The following is a 17,683-nucleotide window of genomic DNA, read 5'->3' as shown; positions in this document are numbered from 1 at the left end:
TAGGACCCTTTGCTCATGGCTTTATATTTCGGAGACCTTCTCCCGTTCAGCTCGCTATTGCTTGAGGGGCTCTGGACAGCTCTGTACATCACGCTCGTGGCCATGGTGGCGGGAAGCGCACTCGGCGTCTTTCTGTACCTGGGGAAGGTCGGGCCCGGAAAAGCAGTCAGCATCTTCTGCACGTGCTACATCGAGGCCATCCGCAACACGCCTCTGCTGGTGCAGCTGTACTTGATCTACTTTGCCCTTCCCGCGCTGGGCATCAACCTCGAACCCATCTGGGCCGCCGTTATTGGCCTGACCCTCAACAACGCCGCATACACGGCGGAAATTTACCGGGCCGGCTTCGAGTCGGTGCCCCACGGCCTCCGTGAGGCTGGCAAGGCGCTGGGCATGAAGAACGCCCAGATCGTGCGCTACATCGTCCTGCTGCCGGCCACCCGGAACGTTTTCCCTGCACTGACCAACCAGCTGATTCTGCTGTTCCTGGCTTCGTCGATTGGATCCATCATCTCGCTTCCTGAACTGACCAACGCGATCATGAGCGTCAGCAACACCACGTACCGGACCATCGAGGTGCTGGCAGTGGGCGGGCTGCTCTACCTTGGCGTATCCGCCCTGCTGTCCCTGGCCTCGAAACGGGCCGAAACGACGCTGTTCCGGTGGGCGGTGGGCGCACGTGTTTAGGGCCTTTGATTGGCAGGACCTCATTCCGCTGGCCAAGGGGGCCTGGCTGACCATTCAGCTCTGCGCCATGTCCGGCATTCTCGGCAGCATCTTCGGGCTGATCCTTGGCATTGCCCGAACGTCCCCCAGCAGGATCGCCCGGTGGATCAGCACCATCTACATCAGCTGCGTACGCGGCATCCCGATTCTGGTCATCATCTTCTTCATCTTCTTCGGGATCCCGCTGCTGTTCCCCGGACTGGAACTGGACAAGTTCACCTCGGCCGTCATTGCGCTGACCTGCTTCGCCGGCGCCTATGTGGCGGAAATTGTGCGTGGCAGCATCGAAGCGGTGCCCCGGGGACAAAGTGAGGCTGCAGATGCCCTCGGCCTCAACTACTGGGCGAAGCTCCGGTATGTGGTGATGCCGCAGGCCAGGAAGATCATGGTTCCGCCCGGCGTCGGCTTCATCATTGGCCTGGTGAAGGATTCCTCCCTGGTGACGGTGACCGGGCTGGTGGAACTGACGCACGCGGGCAACATCGTCACCAACCTCACCGGTGACCCCATCATGACGTTCCTGACGGTCGCCGCCATGTACTTCGTCATTTGCTACAGCATCTCCCTGCTGGGGCGCCTGTACGAGAAACGGACCGGCATCCACGTGGACCCCCTCAAACTACCCGAGCCCGCGAGCGTTTAGATCGGAATATGACTGTGATTTTTGTTGAGAATTTGAATAAGAAGTTCGGCCCGAACCATGTCCTCAAAGGCGTTGACTGCCACATCCGTGAGCGTGAGGTGGTGTGCGTCATCGGCCCCTCGGGTTCAGGCAAGAGCACGTTCCTGAGGTGCATGAACGGCCTGGAATCGATCACGTCCGGCAGCATCGTGATCAACAAGCACCGGTTGGACGATTCGAAAACGAACATCAACCTGGTCCGGCAGGAAGCGGGAATGGTCTTCCAGCATTTCAACCTGTTCCCGCACCTGAAGGTCATCGACAACGTTATGCTGGCCCCGCTCAAGGTGGCCAAGGTCAACAGGGACGAAGCCCGCGCCAAGGCCGAAATGCTGCTGGCAAAGGTGGGACTGGCCGAAAAGATGGAGGCCTTCCCCGGGAGCCTGTCCGGCGGTCAGATGCAGCGTGTAGCCATAGCCCGTGCGCTGGCCATGGATCCAAAAATCATGCTCTTTGACGAGCCCACCTCAGCCCTCGACCCGGAAATTGTCGGCGAAGTGCTGACCGTCATGAAGGACCTGGCCAATGAGGGCATGACCATGGTGGTGGTCACCCACGAAATGGGCTTCGCCCGGGAAGTCGCTGACCGCGTGCTTTTTATGGACCAGGGACTGATCGTCGAGGAAGGCTCCCCCGATGAGATCTTCTCCTCGCCGCGGAACGCCAGGACTCAGGGGTTCCTCAGCAAGGTTCTGTAACGGAGACAGGCAGTAGGCGGACGACGGCGGGACTTCCCGCCGTCGTCCGCTCGGTGGTTGGTGCCCGCGCGCCCAAGGTTGCTCGTGGCCCTCCCGCGTCGTCGCCCTGGTGTTCCTCGTCGGGCTGGGTTTCACGGAATGTCGCCCGGGAGGGTCAACGGGCCGGGCCGAAGTTATTCAGTGCGTAATCCAGGACAACTGTGAAATCGTCGGCCTCTTCGGCGTCGACATACTGCGTGTGGGGCAGTGGATCGCACCGGAACGTGTCCGGGCGCCCAAGGTAGGGCGACCATATGGTCGCTACCGGGCGGCCGTAGTTGTCCACGGCCGCCCACTCCCCTTCCCCGATCCGACGGGCCTGTCCGAGATGTGCGGTGGTGGGGCTGGTGAAGGTGCCGTGGTCAGGGTTGAAGCCGATCATGCCAGCACCTAGGCCTGGGTACCGCTGTACGCGGCGGTTCGGTGTGTTTCCACGGTTGCGGGATCGTCGATGGCGTCCCTCGGGTCATCCAAGTCGCGGCCGATCGTCTCCGGCGTGAAGAAGGTCGCCACTATAGTGATGGCGGTCAGCAGGGCGAGGTACCCGGCGATCGGCAGCCAGGCGCCGAGGCCTGCTTCCGCGACGACTGTTCCGCCGTTCGCTGCCACGACCAGGGAGATGATCCATGCACCGATCAGGGGTGCAACGCCGCCGGAGATGACGGCGGAGATTTCGCGGGCGACCGAGACGCCCAGATACCGCTGGCGTGAGCCGAACAGTTCGGACATGAATGCACTCTGTGAACCGAACATTCCCCAGGTGCCAATTCCGAGGCCGAGCGAAAGGACCACGATGGTCAGGACGGTGTCTCCCAGGCTGAGGACGTACCAGACGGGGAAGGCGGCGATGAGCTGGAAGATGGCGAAGCCGCGGTAGGTCTTGACGCGCCCGAAGCGGTCGGAGAGCTTGCCGGCGATCGGGACGACGACGGCGCCCAGGCTGGCGGCGAACACCAGGGACAGCGCGCCGATTGGGCCGGTCACTCCCACTGCCGCGCTGGTGACGTAGCCGATGGCCAACGCCTGGTAAATCGATGACGATCCGTTCTCGGCTAGCCGCAGTCCGATCCCACGGAGGAGCGTTTTACGTGAGGTCTTGATCAGCGTGGCCAGCGGCCTGTCCACGATCATCTGATGCGCTTCGAGCTTGGAGAACGTCGGAGATTCCTTGAGCTTGAGCCGGATGAAGATGGCAACAAACAGGATGACGACGCTTGCCAGGAAGGGGATACGCCACAGCCACGTGTCGGTGATCTTGACAGCCTGGTTGGCATTGAGCAGGACGAAGTACACGAGGGCTGCCGTAACCGTGCCGACCTGCACTCCCAGGAACGGCAGCGAGGCGTAGAAGCCGCGCTCCTTCCGGGGAGCATATTCGGTCATCAGGATCGACGCGCCGGCCATTTCTGCACCGGCACCGAGGCCCTGGAGAAGCCGCAGGGTGATGAGCAGGATGGGTGCGAGAATGCCCACTCCCCCGCCGTACCAGTCGCCTGCCGACCCGTTGTAGGTCGGCAGAAAGCCGATGAGCGTGCTTGCCCCGCCCATCAGTGTGACCGTGGCGAGCAGCACAAACTTGCGTCCGAGCCGGTCGCCGAGCCGTCCGAAGATGATCCCGCCCAGCGGGCGCACGGCGAACCCGAGGAAATAGGTACCGAAGCTGAGGATCAGCCCTGTGGAGGGGTTGGTCCCGGGGAAGAAGAGCGGGCCGAAAATCAGCGCAGAAGCCAGGCTGTAGAGGGCGAAGTCGTAGTACTCCAATGCGCTGCCCAAAGAACTGGCCCACGCTGCGCGGAGCAGATCTGCGCGGGTCACCGTGTTCGTGGTGGCGGCCGGCGCGGCCTTAACGCGATCGTTAATTGACATGTTGATTACCTATCTTGAGTGGCAAGGATCTTGCCGGTTATAGCGTTTGCGGTGTCCCTGCCGATAGCCAGGGCCTGTGCGGAGGTTGTTAATATCGGGCCGAGGTCCGTGATGCCACGAGCTCCCTGACTGCCGCGGCGCCGTCGTCGGTTGAAAAGTCTGAGCTGAGTCCGACGACGCTGACGCCGGCCTCGAGGTACGTGAGGGCCGTGGCTGCCCGCATTCCGCCGGTGGCGATGAACTGTACGTCCGGGAAAGGTCCCTTCATGGCTTTGACCCAGTCCGGCCCCAGGACGGACGCCGGGAACGCCTTGACCCAGGACAGCCCGAAGGCCCTGGCCCGGAGGATTTCGCTGGCGGTCGCCACACCGGGCAGATGCGGAAGGCCGCGGCGGATACTTTCGTGGACAATGCTCTCGTCCAGGCCCGGGGAGACTGTGAAGGATGCGTTGGCTGCTGCGGCGGCATCGAGCTGTTCCACGCTGACGATGGTTCCGGCGCCGACGGCGACGCCACGCTCAGTCGCTGCGCTGGCGACAGCGGCGAGTGAAGGTATCGCATCGGGGGTCTCGATTGTCACTTCGACGTGTTCAACGCCCGCGTCCCAGGCCCGGGTTGCTGACTTGACGGCCTCTGCCGGGGTGAGGCCGCGGAGGACGGCTATGACCGGGACCCGGAAGAAGTCGTCGTGGAACCAGTTCTGAGGGAGGGTGTGTGCCAAGGTGTTCTCTTTCGGGGTTGTGGTGCGGGCGGTCTTCGGTGGCGTCCGGGGGTCAGCTGACGCTGATGTGGTTGCCGTTGGAACCGAAGCTGCGTGGAACGGTGCCGTGGCCCGGCCGGAAGTCCGCGCGTGTTCCCAAGGTCCAGGCAGCGAAAGAGTGTCCGAGGGCCAGCCGGTCTTCCGGGCTGTCTTCGCGGAGCAGCCCGGCGAGGTAGCCGGCGGCAAATGCGTCTCCGGCTCCCACGGGTTCGACGACGTCGACGCGGTGGGCAGGGACGCGGAACACGTGCTCGTGGTTGTTGTCCTCGCGGACGAATTCCACTGCTTCCGTGGCCGAGTCCTTGATGACGAGGTGGCGTGGGCCGTGCAGGAGCGCGGCGACGTCGTCGGCAGTACTGCAGCCCCACAGAGTTTCAGCTTCGTCGAGGCCGACGAGGACCACGGTGGCCATGTTGGCCAGTTCCAGCAGGCGCGGCGCTGCGACCTCAACCTTCCACAGGGCCGGGCGGTAGTTGACGTCGAAGGAGACTTTGTAGCCCGCGTCTGGTGCGTTGGTGAGGAGGTGCCCGGTCAGGTCCGAACACGAGGCCGAGAGGGCGGCGTTGATACCGCTGGTGTGGATCCAGCCTGTCTGCTCCAGCGGCCAGTTCCGGGAGTCATCCGGTGCCATCCGGGAGGCCGCCGATCCCGCCCTGTAATAGAGGGCTTTGGCGCCGTGGCCGAGGTCAGGGTCCTTGAAATACACGCCCGTGGGGGCGGCGCTGTCCCGGGTGACCAGGCTGACGTCGACACCACGTGCCTGAAGGCCCTCGATGATGCGGTCTCCGAAGGGGTCCTGGCCGAGCCTGCTTGCCCATCCGGTCCTGTAGCCAAACTCGGCCAGATGGGCAGCGACGTTGGATTCGGCTCCTCCGATGCCGAGCAGGCATGCTTCGGCCCGGAGAAGGGGCTCGGGTTTCGCCGGCGTGATGACTGCCATGGTCTCTCCGACGCACAGGATGTCCAGTGCCGTCATTTGACGGCTCCGGCGGTGAGTCCGCTGACGAAGTAGCGGCCCAGGATGAGGTAGAGAAGGACCGTGGGGGCGGCGACGAGAACGGCGCCGGCCATCAGTTCGGAGTAGTCAACGGTGGTGGTGCCGATGAGGTTGTTCAGTGTGACGGTGGCCGGCCAGGCCGCCGGGGAGGCCAGGATAAACCCGAACAGGAAGTCATTCCAGATGTTGGTGCACTGGAAGATTCCGGCGACCACAAAGCCGGGGACGGACAGCGGGAGCATGACGCGGAAGTAGGTCTTCCAGATCCCGGCCCCGTCAATGGCGGCGGCCTCGATGATGGCGCTGGGAATGCCCTCGTAGTAGTTGCGGAAGATGAGAGTCGTGATCGGGATGCCGTAGATGACGTGAACCACAATGAGGCCGATTATGCTGCCTTGGAGGTGGAGCATGTTCAGGAACTGGAAGACGGGAATGATGACTGCCTGGAACGGGATGAACATCCCGACGAGGAGAACCGTGAACAGGGCGTTGGACCCCCGGAACGGGAACTTGGAGAGAACGTAGCCGTTGATCGAGCCCAGGAGGCAGGAGATCAGGGCCGCAGGGATCGTGATCTGGAGAGAGTTTGCCAGTGAGCCATGGAGCTTTGTCCAGGCACCCTTGAAGGCGTCCAGGCTGGGCGCGTCAGGGAAGGCGAGGAAGAAGCTGGGTGCTCCGGTGCTCCCGGACAGTGCCGTCGTGAGGATGACGTAAACGGGTACGAGCATGCCAAAGGTTGCGACGGCGCAGACAACGAGGACCACCCACTCCCCTGGGGTCTTGGGCATTCTCCAGGACCGGGGCTTTTTGCCCGCGGGGACCAACCGCCGGTGTGCGGACTCGATGGGACGTGACGGGGTCGGTTCAAGTGTTTCGACGGCCATTTCTATGCCTTTCGCTCTTTCCGATATCCGCGGATGAGATACGGGACGATTACCACGAGGGTCAGCAGGAGCAGGATGATCGCCATCGCGGAAGCCTTGTCGTAACGGCTGGTGAGGTAGTTGTAGATGTAGATACCGGGGACGTCCGTGACGAATCCGGGGCCGGAGCCTGACATCGCGACGACGAGGTCGAAGATCTTCAGGGCTACGTGCAGCAGGAGCACAAAACAGGTGATGGTGGAGGGCCATAGCTGCGGGAGGACAATGTGGCGCAGCCGCTGCCAGGTGCTGGCGCCGTCGACGCTTGCAGCCTCAAGGTGTTCTTCCGGGATGGACGCGAGACCGGCGAGGTACATCGCCATGGCGAAGCCCACCAGCTGCCAGGCTGCGGCGAAGATGATGGGCAACAGCGCGACGGGGATGCCGAATTGGACTTTCAGGAAATCCGTGCCCGTGGGATCGTTCAGGGCGCCGAGGATGGTGGTGTCGGTGGTCCAGCCGGGCGGGTTTTCGATCCCTATGCTCCGCAGAATTTCGTTGACGCCGGTGGAGGGTGCGAAGATCCAGCGCCAGGCCACACCCGTGACGATGAAGGACAGCGCGTACGGCAGCAGGAACACGGTCCGGAACAGGCTCTTGCCGACGGTCACGTGGTGGATGAAGAGCGCCGCGACGAGGCCGCCGAGTATGGACAAGATCAGGAAGATGATCGTGAAGATCACCACGTTCCGGATGTCAGCCTGGAATCGCTGTTCCTGGACGATTTCGCCGTACGTGCCGCCTAGGGGTTGGCGGAGGCTCAGGTCAGGGCTGGTGCCGATCTTCCAGTTGGAGAGGGAGATGTAGACGGTGATGCCGATGAAGACGTACACGAAGAGGAAGCTGACCAGCAGGCTGGGGGCAAAGATCCACGCGGCGCGGCGGGAGGTCTTGACGTTGTGGGGGACTGTTTTCCTGGCCCTGGGGCGGGGACCCGCCGGGGCGGGTGGCAGTGCTGTTGAGGTTGTCATGAGAACTGATCCTGTCCGGGGTGTGGCTGCATCGGACTGCAGCCACACCCTTGGCGACTTGGGTTGGCTAGCCGGCTGTTACAGCTGGGATTTCTGCGCCTGCGTCATGCTGGCGGTGAAGGCGGCGATGTTTCCGCTGCCGTTGAAGGTGGATACGGCGTCGGCGTAGGTCTGGGCGAATTCAGCGCCGGACGCCTGTGCGTGGGCAAGGGATGAAACCACCGCTGCTGACTTGAAGCTCGCCGCGGCCTCCTGCTGGTACGGGGACAGTCCGGAGATATCAGCGGTGCTTAGGGCAGGGATGGATCCCTTCTTCGCCGCGAAGTCCGTCTGGATTTTCGGATCCATCAGGGTCTTCAGCCAGGCTTTGGCGGCTTCGGCGTGCGGGATGTTTTTGGCGGGGATGGAGAAGCCGTCGCCGACGTAGTCGAAAATGTCTTCTTTCCCGGGGAAGGCCACCCAGCCAAAGTCCGTTCCGGGCTTTTTGCCGGCGTTGAGGAGTTCACCGTAGGCCCAGTCACCCATGAGGTTGACTGCGCAGTCACCCTCAGCCATGTTCTTTGAGGCTTCGTCCCATGTGATCGCGGAATGGTCCTTGTTGGCCAGGGAGAGGATGGTCTTGTAATCCTCCAGGGCCTGCTTCACCTCGGGGGCGTCGAAGGAGTACTCATTAGTGAAGAGCTTCTTCCAGTTGTCCGCTCCGGCCCGGGACATAATGATGGATTCCAGCAGCTGGGACGAAGCGAAGATGTCCTTGTCACCGAGGCACACAGCCGTTGTCCCGCTGTCCTGGACCTGCTGCAGTGACGCGATCAGCGCGTCCAGGTCACCGGTGGGATCGATGGTGACGTTGGCCTTGGTGAGCACTGAAGGGTTGGTCCACAGGACATTGCCGCGGTGCACACCGATGGGAACGGTGTAGTACTTACCGTCTACCTGCTGTGCTTCGGCCACGTCCTTGGGCAATTGGGAGGCCCAGTCGCCCTCGGTCCAAAGGTCCGTCAGGTCAGCCGCCTGACCGCCGACCACGTAGCTCTTGAGCTGCCCCGCCGGGTGCACCTGCCACGAATCCGGCGGGCTTCCGGCCTGGAGCCGGGCAGCCAGCGCCTGCCGGGCATTGGAGCCGCCGCCGCCGGATACGGCTGCATTGTCCACCGACAGTCCCGGTGAACCCTTCTTCACGCCGTCGATGAGCACATTCAGCGCGTCGGCTTCAGAGCCGGAGGTCCACCACGAAGTGATTTCCAGCTTGTCGGTTCCCCCACCGTCGGAACTTCCTGAGGGCTGGTTGGCCGAACAACCAGTTACTGCGATGAGGCTTGCGGCGGCCGTTACGGCCAGTGAGGTCTTGAGCTTGGTTGATGCACGCATGACTACTCTCCTTTGGGTTGTCAGACGCCGGAATGGCCCGGCTAGAGCCTGCGTTGTGGTTCAGGTTACATAGTTAAGTAGATCGATGCAATAGTCTTAACGTGAATCAGGGAATTCTTCCCGCACTCCCCGCGGACGCATCGTCCAGGGTGCTGCCATATGGCCAAGTTTTGCTATTTTTGCATCATGTAGATTTAGTAGATCGGTCTAGCAACCTTCAGCGAAACATGATAGAAATATGGAAACGTCTACGAAGGAGGTGGAACCCAAGTGAAAAAAATTACGCTGAATGATGTCAGCCGCGTCGCTGGAGTGTCTCGATCTACTGCGTCGTTGGTCCTGCGCGGCAGCTCACGCATTCCGGAGGCCACTTCCGACCGTGTCCGGCTGGCCATGGCTGAACTCGGTTACGTGTACAACCGGCACGCAGCGAATATGCGCCGCAGTGAATCCATGACCCTTGGTCTCCTCGTCACGGACATCCGTAACCCGTATTTTGCGGGGCTGACCATGGCCATCGAGGAAGCCGCCCACGAAGCGGGATACACCCTGTTCGTGGGTTACAGCAGGGACGATGTGGAACGGCAGTCCCTGCATCTGGAGACCATGGTCCAGCAGCAGGTGGACGGCATCTTCCTGCTTCCCGCGACGGGATCGGAGCTGAATCCTATCTGTGGAATCGTGGACCGTTCCTCCGTGCCGGTCCTGCAGCTGGCCCGCTATTTTTCGGAAGAGCTCGACTATGTGGGACCCGACAATATTGCTGCCGGGACGCAGCTCGCCCAGCATGTCGCTTCGCTGTGCGCGGCCTCTGCTGTTCTGATCGGCGGACCTGATCATTCCTCGGCCAGGACGGAGCGGATCAAGGGCCTGGAGGCCGGCTTCGCCGGGAGCGGTGTGACCTTTGATCCCCTGCTGTCCGCGGCAACGACCAACAACGCCGCGGGCGGGGCTGAAGGAATTGCCCGGGTGCTGGATCAGGGTGTGTGGCCGGACGCCATCATCGCCTACAGCGACGCCGTCGCCCTCGGCATCTACGCCGAACTGCGGCGCAGGAACCTCGAACCGGGCCGGGACGTCTCGGTCGCGAGCTTCGATGACATTGCGATGGCGGAACTGCTGCTGCCTCCGCTGACTTCGGTGTCAACTTACCCGGAACTCATCGGGCGGACAGCCGCGGAGCTGCTGCTGAACCGCATCCGCGACCCGTCCCTGGAACCCCAGCGTTCCCTCATCGACCCGGCGCTGAAAGTCCGCGCCTCCACCGCCCAGTGGCGACCCAGAACATAGGAGTGACCAAATGCCAGCACTGAAGTGGGGCCTCATCGGCGCCAGTGACATCGCTGCCACCCGAGTGATCGGCGCCATCCGCAGCACTGGAGGCGAGACTGTCGGGGTCTTCAGCGGATCAGCAGAACGCGCCCGGGAATTTGCCGCCAGCAACGGGCTGGCCGGCGCCACCACGGATCTTGACGAGATCCTTGCCTGGGACATCGACGCGGTCTACATCTCCTCGACCAACGACAAGCACTTCGATCAGGCCTGCCATGCCCTGCGGGCAGGCAAGCACGTCCTGTGCGAGAAGCCGCTGGCCCTCACCGCAGACCAGGCCCAGGCCATGGTGGACCTTGCTGAAGAGTTGGGTCTGGTCCTTGCTGCCAACCACCACCTTCCCGGCAGTCCCCTCCATGCCAAGGTCCGGGAACTCGTCGACGCCGGGGCCATCGGAACCGTGCTTTCAGCCAAAATTGCACACGCCGTACTCCTGCCGGAGCGCCTGCGCGGCTGGCGGATCGGTGGTGGAACACCCGGTTCCGGGGTGATCCTGGACATCACCTGCCACGACGCCTCCGTGCTGAACCCGCTGCTGGGTACGCCCGTGGCTGTCAGCGCAGTCGCGGTGAATCAGGCCGACTGGAACACCGGCGGCCAGGACGATGCAGCCATGACCGTCATCCGCTACGAACGGAGCGGCCGGCCTCCGGTTCTGGCACAGACCCACGATTCATTCACCGTCGGATTCGCCGGGACCTCGCTTGAAGTCCACGGCACGGCCGGAACCATCGAAGTGCTCGATGCCATGACCCAGGACACCGGGGGCCAGGTACTGCTGACCACCGGAGCTGGCCGGCAGAGCATCGACGTCGACTGCTCCCAGGATCTCTACGTCATCGCGGTGCAGGCGTTCACCGCCGCCGTGGACGGGACCGGCGTTCCCACCGCAACGGGCAGGGACGGCCTGATGGCCCTCAAAGTTGCCGTCGCGGCGCAGGAATCCGCACTCTCCGGACGCACCGTCCACCTCAACTAACAGCCAGAAAGAAACATCATGCAGAAGGTACAGATCCTCACAGCCCGCGAGGCAGCCGAGCTCATCAACGACGACGACGTCATCACCGTCAGCTCCTCCAGCGCCCTGGGGTGCCCGGACAGCGTCCTGGCCGGAATCGGCCAGCGGTTCGAGGAGACCTCGCGCCCGCAAAACCTGACCTCGGTTCACCCGATCGCCGCCGGCGACATGTACGGGGTCAAAGGCATCGACCACATCGCCCGGCCCGGGCTGCTGCGCAAAGTCATCGCCGGCTCATACCCCTCCGGTCCCTCCAGCGCCGAGCCGCCCCTGATCTGGCAGATGATCGAACGCGAGGAAGTGGAGGCCTATAACTTCCCGTCCGGCGTCATCTACCAGATGCACCGCACCGCGGCCGCGAAGCAGCCCGGCGTCTTTACCCAGGTCGGTCTGGACACCTTCATCGACCCCCGGCTCCAGGGCGGCCGTATGAACAACACCACCCCCGTCGCGCACGTCGAGACCGCCACACTGTCCGGGAAAGAATGGCTGTTCTTCCCCTCCGTCATCCCCAACGTCGCCATCATCCGCGCCACCACCGCCGATGAATACGGCAACCTGACCTTCGAGGACGAGGGATCCCCGCTCGGAGCCCTCGACCTGGCCTACGCCGCGCACAACAACGGCGGAGTCGTCATCGCCCAAGTCAAGCGCCTGGCCGAGGCCGGCAGCCTCCACCCCCAACACGTGAAAGTGCCCGGCATCCTCGTCGATGCCATCGTGATCGCCGCAGACCAGCTGCAGACCACCCTCACGCCAAACGACCCCGCCATCTCAGGGCAGCTCCGCCGTCCACTGAGCTCGCTCCCCCACGTCGATTTCTCACTGGAGAAAATCACCGCCCGCCGCGCCGCCCAGGAGCTCAAAGCAGGCGAAATCGTGAACCTCGGCTTCGGTGTCTCCGCCCTCGTCCCCCACGTCCTGGTCGAAGAAGACCAGGGACGGGAAGTCAGCTGGGTCATCGAACAGGGCGCCGTCGGCGGCATCCCGCTGCTGGACTTTGCGTTCGGCTGCGCCCAGAACCCCGACGCGATCATGCCCAGCATCGACCAGTTCACCCTCCTGCAGGGCGGCGGCTTCCACCGTTCGCTGCTTTCCTTTCTGGAAATCGACCGGCACGGCAACGTCAACGTCCATCACCTGCCCAAAAAGCGCCACGTCACCGCGGGCGTCGGCGGGTTTGCCGACATCACCTCCTCGGCCCCCGAGATCATCTTCATGGGCGCTTTCACCGCCGGCCGCCGTGACATCGCCGCCGGCGAAGACGGCCTGGACATCCGCTCCGACGGGCCCTTCACCAAGCTCGTCAACGATGTTTCGGCCGTCACCTTCTCGGGGCCCCGGGCGCTGGCCCGCGGCCAGAAAGTCAAGTACATCACCGAACGCGCCGTCCTGGAGCTGACCGCTGAAGGTCTGGTCGTCACCGAAATAGCGCCGGGCATCGACCTTCAAAAGGACGTACTGGACCGCTGTGAATTCCCGTTGATCGTTTCAGCGGATCTGCGCACCATGGACCTCGCCCTGTTCGCCGACGCCCCGATCGGCCTCCACCTTCCGACGCTGCCGCTGCACGAGCGGATCGAACAGCGCTCGTCCGCACTGGCCGCGCACTGACGCACGGCCGAAACGCCCGAAAGGAACTCCCTGCCATGAGAAGCTTCCGTATCCTGACGCCCTACGAAACCGAACTCGCCGATGCCCTGTTCGAGGCGATGTTCCCCTCCGACGGTGACAGTCCCGACGTCCGCAATGCGGGAGTCACCGAGTATCTGGACCTCACCCTGGAGGGCTACGGACGTAAGGACCTCCCCCGCTACCAGTGGCTGTTCGGCGCCCTGGACCGCTACGCGGACAACAAGCACGGCAGGAACTTCGCCGCCCTCACACTGGACGAACGCACCGACATGCTGATGCTGCTCGAACAGGGCGAACTGACCGACCAGCTCGCGGCGAAGGACCAACGGGACCTGTTCGGACAGGTCATTGCCCACCTGCAGGAGGGTCTCTTCGCGGACCCGGCCCACGGCGGCAACAAGGACGCCGTCGGCTGGAAGTTCCTCAAACACCCCGGTGTTTGGCTTGAAAACTCGGGTGAGGAAAACCTCAGCACCGAACACGTGACCAAGGGCGGGGTTATCAAGACCCTCGCCGACGCGATGCAGGAAATCCCCCGCGACACCGAGGGCCACCGGCTCAAGCAGCTCGGCTACGAGAACGCCGTCAACCCCCGGATGACCGATGAAGTGGACGTCCTGCTCGTCGGCGTCGGCGCTATGGGCGGACTCAGCGCCCAGGTCTTCGCCGAGGCAGGCCTGAGCGTCGTCGGCCTCGAAGCCGGGCCGTTCCGACCGCTGGATGAATTCCTTCCGGACGAACTCGAACACGCCTACTACACCCGTGGCGGGCTTGGCCCGAAATTCCAGCAGGAGACCCCGCGCTGGCGCGAATCCGCGGACGAGGATGAGAGCCGCGAGGCCACGTTCTCCCTGGGCCGCATGGTCAACGGCGTCGGCGGTTCCGCCGGACACTACGGTTCCTGGCTGCGGCGCTTCCACCCCTGGCAGTTCGCTCCCAAGAGCCATTACGACGGCCTCTACGGACCCAACGCACTGCCGGAGGACTGCACCCTGGCCGACTGGCCCGTGACCTACGATCAGCTCGAGCCGTTCTACACGAAGCTCGAACACCTGATCGGCATCGCCGGCGACGAATCAAACCCCTTCATCAAGCGCAGCAAGCCGCTCCCGCTGCCGGCAACGCGTCCGTTCATCCTGGGCAACAAGTTCACCGAGACCACCAAGGCCGCCGGACTGCACCCGCACCCTGTCCCCGTCGGTTTCACCACCGAGTCCTACGGCGGGCGGCCCGCCACCGGATACAGCACCTGGAACAACGGACTAGGTTCCTTCCGCGGCGACCGCTGGCACCCGGGCCTTGGCCCCGTGCCTGCCGCCATCGAAACCGGGAACTTTGAGTTGCGCACGCATTCACGCGTCACCCGGATCATCATGGATGACTCCGGCGCCGCCCGTGGCGTTGAGTGGGTGGACCCGCTCGGCCGGGTCCGGCGCCAATACGCCCGCTCGGTCATCCTGTCCGCCTACACCTACGAGAACCTGCGCCTGATGTACCTGTCCGCCGACGCGAAGCACGAGAACGGCGTCGGCAACAACGCCGGCCAGCTGGGCCTGCACTACATGACCAAGATGTTCGGCCATGTGGATGCCATGTTCCCGGGCACCGAATTCAACCGCCACACCGGTCCCGCCGCCCAAGGCGTCGTCCTGGACGACTACCTTTCCCCCGAGTTCCGATCACTGGACCACGGCTTCATCGGCGGCGCAACCCTCGGCGCCGAACAGCAGGCCCTGCCGCTGCAGATCGCCCGCGAAACCCTGCCCGAGGACGTCCGCCGCTGGGGTGCCGGCTACCGTGACCACCTCAAGCTCTGGTCCCAGCAGGGCGTGATCCGCATCCAGCCAGATGCGCTGCCCTATGCATCGCACCGGCTGGAAATCGACCCCCGGCACCGCGACTCCTCCGGGCTCGGCATGCCGCTGGTCCGCGTGACCTACCGGCTGCGCGAGAACGAGCGACGCCTCGCATCCTGGATGGCTGACCGCGCAACCGGACTGCTCAAGGACATGGGAGCTACCAAGACCTGGCAGGGACCCTACTTCACCGGTGTCGGCTCCAGTCACGACCTCGGCGGGGCACGCTTTGGCCATGACCCCGCGGGCACGGTGCTGGATGAATACCTCGCTGTCCACGACACCCCCAACCTGTACATGTACTCCGGCGCCGCTTTCCCCAGTTGCCCCGGCATCAACCCGACCCTGACCATCTGGGCGATCGTCATGCGCGCCGCCGAATACCTCGCCGGCGAGCTCGGCGGCCAGCGAAAGGACCAGCCATGAGCATCGAAGCCACCCCCGTCACACCACGGACAACCGAACAGGCCGCCGAACGGGTGACGGTTGACTACTCACCTGACGGGCACACAGCCACCATCCTCATCGACCGCGCATCGAAGCTGAACGCGCTGACGCTGTCCCTTCTCGATGACCTAGCCGCTGCCGCCCGGGAGGTCACCGCCTCTTCCGCCCGCCTGGTCATCGTGCGTACCGCCGGTGACAAAGTCTTCTGTGTCGGCGCAGACATCAACCACTTCGCTGACCTCGGCGCGGCAGGGATGTGGCGGGACTGGATCGCCACCGGGCACCGCGCTTTCGACGCCATCGCCGCGCTGCGCCAACCCAGCATCGCCGTCATCGACGGGCTCGCGTTCGGCGGCGGACTCGAACTCGCCCTGGCCTGCGACTTCCGCGTGATCGCCTCCGAGGCCCGTGTCGCCTTGCCCGAAACGGGGCTCGGAACGATTCCAGGATGGGGTGGCACCGAGCGTGCCACCGAGCTCGTCGGCAGGGCCCGCGCCAAAGAGCTCATCCTGACCCGACGTCAGCTCACCGGCGACGAGGCAGTGACCTGGGGGCTGGCCACCGCCGCCGCGCCCAAGGATCATCTGGACGCGACCGTCGCCCGCCTCAGCGCAGACATTCTCGCCGGAGCACCCCTGGCTGTACAACTGAGTAAACAGCTGATCGACGCCGCGGCCGACGGGGCACCCTCCCGGATTCTCGAAGCCCTGGCCAGCGGCCTTGCCGCCGCGACCGACGACCTCACCGAGGGCGTAGCCGCCTTCCGCGAAAAGCGCCCAGCGCACTTTACGGACAACTGACACCGCCAGCCGGACCACACAACATTTTCTAAGGACACCTGTAATGGAAACCAAGAGCTACACGCTCGACGACGTTGAGCCCACCTACCGGCCGATGATCATCGACGGCGAAGACGCCCAGGCTTTGAGCGGGGCAACGTTCACCCGGCTGAGCCCCGCCCACGAAGTCGAAGTCGGTTCATTCCCGCAAGGCGGACAGGAAGACGTCGACCGTGCCGTCACCGCCGCCCGAAAAGCCCTGGACCGGGGCTGGCGACAGTCCAGCGGGTCCGAGCGGTCCAAACTCCTGCTGAAAGTCTCCGACCTCGTCCGCCGCGACGCCGAACCCCTGGCCCTGGCCGAAACCCTTGAGACCGGCAAACCCATCACCCAGTCCCGCAACGAAGTCGCCGGCACAGCCGAACTCTGGGAATACGCCGCCAGCCTCGCCCGGAACACCCAGGGCGAGGCCCACAACGCCCTGGGCCGGGACACGCTGGCCATGGTGGTCCACGAACCCATCGGCGTCGTCGGCATGATCACGCCCTGGAACTTCCCATTGCTGATCATCAGCCAGAAGCTTCCGTTCGCGCTGGCGGCAGGTAACACCGCCGTGGTCAAACCCAGCGAAAGCACCTCAGCCACCACGGTGATGCTGGGACAGCTGATCCGCGAAGCAGGGTTCCCGGACGGTGTGGTGAACATTGTCACCGGCGACCGCGTTGTCGGCTCTGCCATCGCGGAGCACCCCGGCATTGACATGATCAGCTTCACCGGCTCCACCGGCGTGGGCAAGGGCATCGCCTCCGCCGCGGGCCGGGACCTGAAGAAGGTCGAACTGGAACTGGGCGGTAAGAACCCGCAGATCATTACGCCCAACGCCGACTTCACCGCCGCGGTGGACGCAGGTGTCTTCGGCGGCTACTTCAACGTCGGCCAGTGCTGCAACTCCGGCAGCCGCCTCATCGTGCACCGCTCCATGGCCGACGAGTTCGCCGCCGCCGTCGTCGAACGGGCCAAGCACATGCGCGTGGGCGATCCGCTCAAGTCCGACACCCTCGTCGGATCCCTCGTCAACGACGCCCAGCTCGCCGTCGTCGAACGCTACGTGGCCGAAGGTCGCGACGCCGGCGCCCACCTCCTCACCGGTGGTGACCGGCTCGATACCGGCCTCAACGGCCGCTTCTTCCAGCCAACCGTCTTCACCGACGTCACCGCGCAGATGTCCATTGCGACAGATGAAATATTCGGTCCCGTCCTGTCCGTGCTGTCCTACGACACCCTGGAGGAGGCCATCGGGATAGCCAACTCCACCTCGTTTGGCCTGTCCGCCGGGATCTGGAGCAACGACATCAACGAAGCCCTGACCGCCGCCCGCGACCTGCGCGCCGGGACCGTCTGGGTCAACCGCTGGATGGACGGGTACCCCGAAGTACCGTTCGGCGGCTACGGACACAGCGGCATCGGCCGCGAACTCGGCCGCCAGGCCCTCGCGGAGTTCAGCGAACTGAAGACCATCCAGCTCCAGGTCGGCCTCCGCGAAAACCGCTGGGTCGACGCCCCCGACGCCCCCCGCCGCTAAG

General features: G+C 64.1%; 16 protein-coding genes. 9 read left to right on the top strand and 7 right to left on the bottom strand.

From position 1 onward, the window contains the following. The first annotated feature begins 15 nt into the window (after positions 1-15). From CXR02_RS09185 to CXR02_RS09175, 3 genes are read left to right on the top strand one after another with little or no spacing between them, the layout of a single operon-like run. Positions 16-687, top strand: coding sequence for an amino acid ABC transporter permease (locus tag CXR02_RS09185; protein ID WP_056340879.1), 672 nt, complete (start codon positions 16-18; stop codon positions 685-687). Then, on the top strand, positions 680-1,369 hold the full coding sequence (locus CXR02_RS09180) for an amino acid ABC transporter permease (protein ID WP_258060883.1): 690 nt from the start codon (positions 680-682) through the stop codon (positions 1,367-1,369). Before CXR02_RS09185 ends, CXR02_RS09180 begins: the two co-directional genes overlap by 8 nt. Before the next feature lie 8 nt (positions 1,370-1,377). Further along, positions 1,378-2,106: an amino acid ABC transporter ATP-binding protein gene (locus CXR02_RS09175; protein WP_276203716.1), complete on the top strand. Its 729-nt coding sequence runs from the start codon at positions 1,378-1,380 to the stop codon at positions 2,104-2,106. A 154-nt stretch (positions 2,107-2,260) separates the two neighbouring features. On the opposite strand, the gene CXR02_RS09170 is transcribed toward CXR02_RS09175, so the two are convergent. The 7 genes from CXR02_RS09170 to CXR02_RS09140 form a co-directional block, all read right to left on the bottom strand. Then, positions 2,261-2,527 (bottom strand): hypothetical protein, encoded by a 267-nt coding sequence (locus CXR02_RS09170; RefSeq protein WP_104061694.1) that lies wholly within the window; start codon positions 2,525-2,527, stop codon positions 2,261-2,263. An 8-nt stretch (positions 2,528-2,535) separates the two neighbouring features. Next, positions 2,536-4,011: an MFS transporter gene (locus tag CXR02_RS09165; protein WP_104061693.1), complete on the bottom strand. Its 1,476-nt coding sequence runs from the start codon at positions 4,009-4,011 to the stop codon at positions 2,536-2,538. A gap of 88 nt (positions 4,012-4,099) precedes the next feature. Next, positions 4,100-4,732, bottom strand: coding sequence for a bifunctional 4-hydroxy-2-oxoglutarate aldolase/2-dehydro-3-deoxy-phosphogluconate aldolase (locus tag CXR02_RS09160; RefSeq protein WP_104061692.1), 633 nt, complete (start codon positions 4,730-4,732; stop codon positions 4,100-4,102). Positions 4,733-4,784: 52 nt separating this feature from the next. Beyond that, the gene (locus CXR02_RS09155; RefSeq protein ID WP_104061691.1) at positions 4,785-5,747 is read right to left on the bottom strand and encodes a sugar kinase; all 963 of its coding nucleotides are present in this window, start codon (positions 5,745-5,747) and stop codon (positions 4,785-4,787) included. Continuing rightward, positions 5,744-6,556 (bottom strand): carbohydrate ABC transporter permease, encoded by an 813-nt coding sequence (locus CXR02_RS09150; protein ID WP_258060882.1) that lies wholly within the window; start codon positions 6,554-6,556, stop codon positions 5,744-5,746. The genes CXR02_RS09155 and CXR02_RS09150 overlap by 4 nt, the downstream gene beginning before the upstream one ends. Before the next feature lie 98 nt (positions 6,557-6,654). Further along, complete coding sequence (locus tag CXR02_RS09145) at positions 6,655-7,662, bottom strand: carbohydrate ABC transporter permease (protein WP_104061689.1); 1,008 nt, start codon at positions 7,660-7,662, stop codon at positions 6,655-6,657. 78 nt (positions 7,663-7,740) lie between these two features. Further along, positions 7,741-9,033 (bottom strand): ABC transporter substrate-binding protein, encoded by a 1,293-nt coding sequence (locus tag CXR02_RS09140; RefSeq protein WP_104061688.1) that lies wholly within the window; start codon positions 9,031-9,033, stop codon positions 7,741-7,743. A 270-nt stretch (positions 9,034-9,303) separates the two neighbouring features. On the opposite strand from CXR02_RS09140, the gene CXR02_RS09135 reads away from it, so the two are divergent. From CXR02_RS09135 to CXR02_RS09110, 6 genes are read left to right on the top strand one after another with little or no spacing between them, the layout of a single operon-like run. Continuing rightward, positions 9,304-10,323 (top strand): LacI family DNA-binding transcriptional regulator, encoded by a 1,020-nt coding sequence (locus CXR02_RS09135; RefSeq protein ID WP_104061687.1) that lies wholly within the window; start codon positions 9,304-9,306, stop codon positions 10,321-10,323. Positions 10,324-10,333: 10 nt separating this feature from the next. Continuing rightward, positions 10,334-11,344 (top strand): Gfo/Idh/MocA family protein, encoded by a 1,011-nt coding sequence (locus CXR02_RS09130; RefSeq protein ID WP_104061686.1) that lies wholly within the window; start codon positions 10,334-10,336, stop codon positions 11,342-11,344. A gap of 18 nt (positions 11,345-11,362) precedes the next feature. Continuing rightward, positions 11,363-12,997, top strand: coding sequence for an acyl CoA:acetate/3-ketoacid CoA transferase (locus tag CXR02_RS09125; RefSeq protein WP_104061685.1), 1,635 nt, complete (start codon positions 11,363-11,365; stop codon positions 12,995-12,997). Between the two features lie 35 nt (positions 12,998-13,032). Continuing rightward, positions 13,033-15,300, top strand: a complete 2,268-nt coding sequence (locus CXR02_RS09120) for a GMC family oxidoreductase (RefSeq protein WP_104061684.1) — start codon at positions 13,033-13,035, stop codon at positions 15,298-15,300. After that, positions 15,297-16,121, top strand: a complete 825-nt coding sequence (locus tag CXR02_RS09115) for an enoyl-CoA hydratase/isomerase family protein (RefSeq protein ID WP_104061683.1) — start codon at positions 15,297-15,299, stop codon at positions 16,119-16,121. The genes CXR02_RS09120 and CXR02_RS09115 overlap by 4 nt, the downstream gene beginning before the upstream one ends. A 43-nt stretch (positions 16,122-16,164) precedes the next feature. Further along, positions 16,165-17,682, top strand: a complete 1,518-nt coding sequence (locus tag CXR02_RS09110) for an aldehyde dehydrogenase family protein (RefSeq protein WP_104061682.1) — start codon at positions 16,165-16,167, stop codon at positions 17,680-17,682. Position 17,683 lies beyond the last annotated feature (1 nt).

The sequence above is a fragment of the Arthrobacter sp. 4R501 genome, assembly GCF_002929755.1.
In the GTDB taxonomy this organism is placed as follows: domain Bacteria; phylum Actinomycetota; class Actinomycetes; order Actinomycetales; family Micrococcaceae; genus Arthrobacter.
This window is presented reverse-complemented; position numbering and strand designations above follow the sequence as displayed.

Excerpts from the sequence above, each read along its gene's own strand:
- CXR02_RS09185 (WP_056340879.1), top strand. The coding sequence starts at position 16 with ATGGCTTTATATTTCGGAGACCTTCTCCCGTTCAGCTCGCTATTGCTT.
- CXR02_RS09175 (WP_276203716.1), top strand. The coding sequence starts at position 1,378 with ATGACTGTGATTTTTGTTGAGAATTTGAATAAGAAGTTCGGCCCGAAC.
- CXR02_RS09170 (WP_104061694.1), bottom strand. The coding sequence starts at position 2,527 with ATGATCGGCTTCAACCCTGACCACGGCACCTTCACCAGCCCCACCACC.
- CXR02_RS09165 (WP_104061693.1), bottom strand. The coding sequence starts at position 4,011 with ATGTCAATTAACGATCGCGTTAAGGCCGCGCCGGCCGCCACCACGAAC.
- CXR02_RS09155 (WP_104061691.1), bottom strand. The coding sequence starts at position 5,747 with ATGACGGCACTGGACATCCTGTGCGTCGGAGAGACCATGGCAGTCATC.
- CXR02_RS09150 (WP_258060882.1), bottom strand. The coding sequence starts at position 6,556 with ATGCCCAAGACCCCAGGGGAGTGGGTGGTCCTCGTTGTCTGCGCCGTC.
- CXR02_RS09145 (WP_104061689.1), bottom strand. The coding sequence starts at position 7,662 with ATGACAACCTCAACAGCACTGCCACCCGCCCCGGCGGGTCCCCGCCCC.
- CXR02_RS09140 (WP_104061688.1), bottom strand. The coding sequence starts at position 9,033 with ATGCGTGCATCAACCAAGCTCAAGACCTCACTGGCCGTAACGGCCGCC.
- CXR02_RS09130 (WP_104061686.1), top strand. The coding sequence starts at position 10,334 with ATGCCAGCACTGAAGTGGGGCCTCATCGGCGCCAGTGACATCGCTGCC.
- CXR02_RS09125 (WP_104061685.1), top strand. The coding sequence starts at position 11,363 with ATGCAGAAGGTACAGATCCTCACAGCCCGCGAGGCAGCCGAGCTCATC.
- CXR02_RS09120 (WP_104061684.1), top strand. The coding sequence starts at position 13,033 with ATGAGAAGCTTCCGTATCCTGACGCCCTACGAAACCGAACTCGCCGAT.
- CXR02_RS09115 (WP_104061683.1), top strand. The coding sequence starts at position 15,297 with ATGAGCATCGAAGCCACCCCCGTCACACCACGGACAACCGAACAGGCC.
- CXR02_RS09110 (WP_104061682.1), top strand. The coding sequence starts at position 16,165 with ATGGAAACCAAGAGCTACACGCTCGACGACGTTGAGCCCACCTACCGG.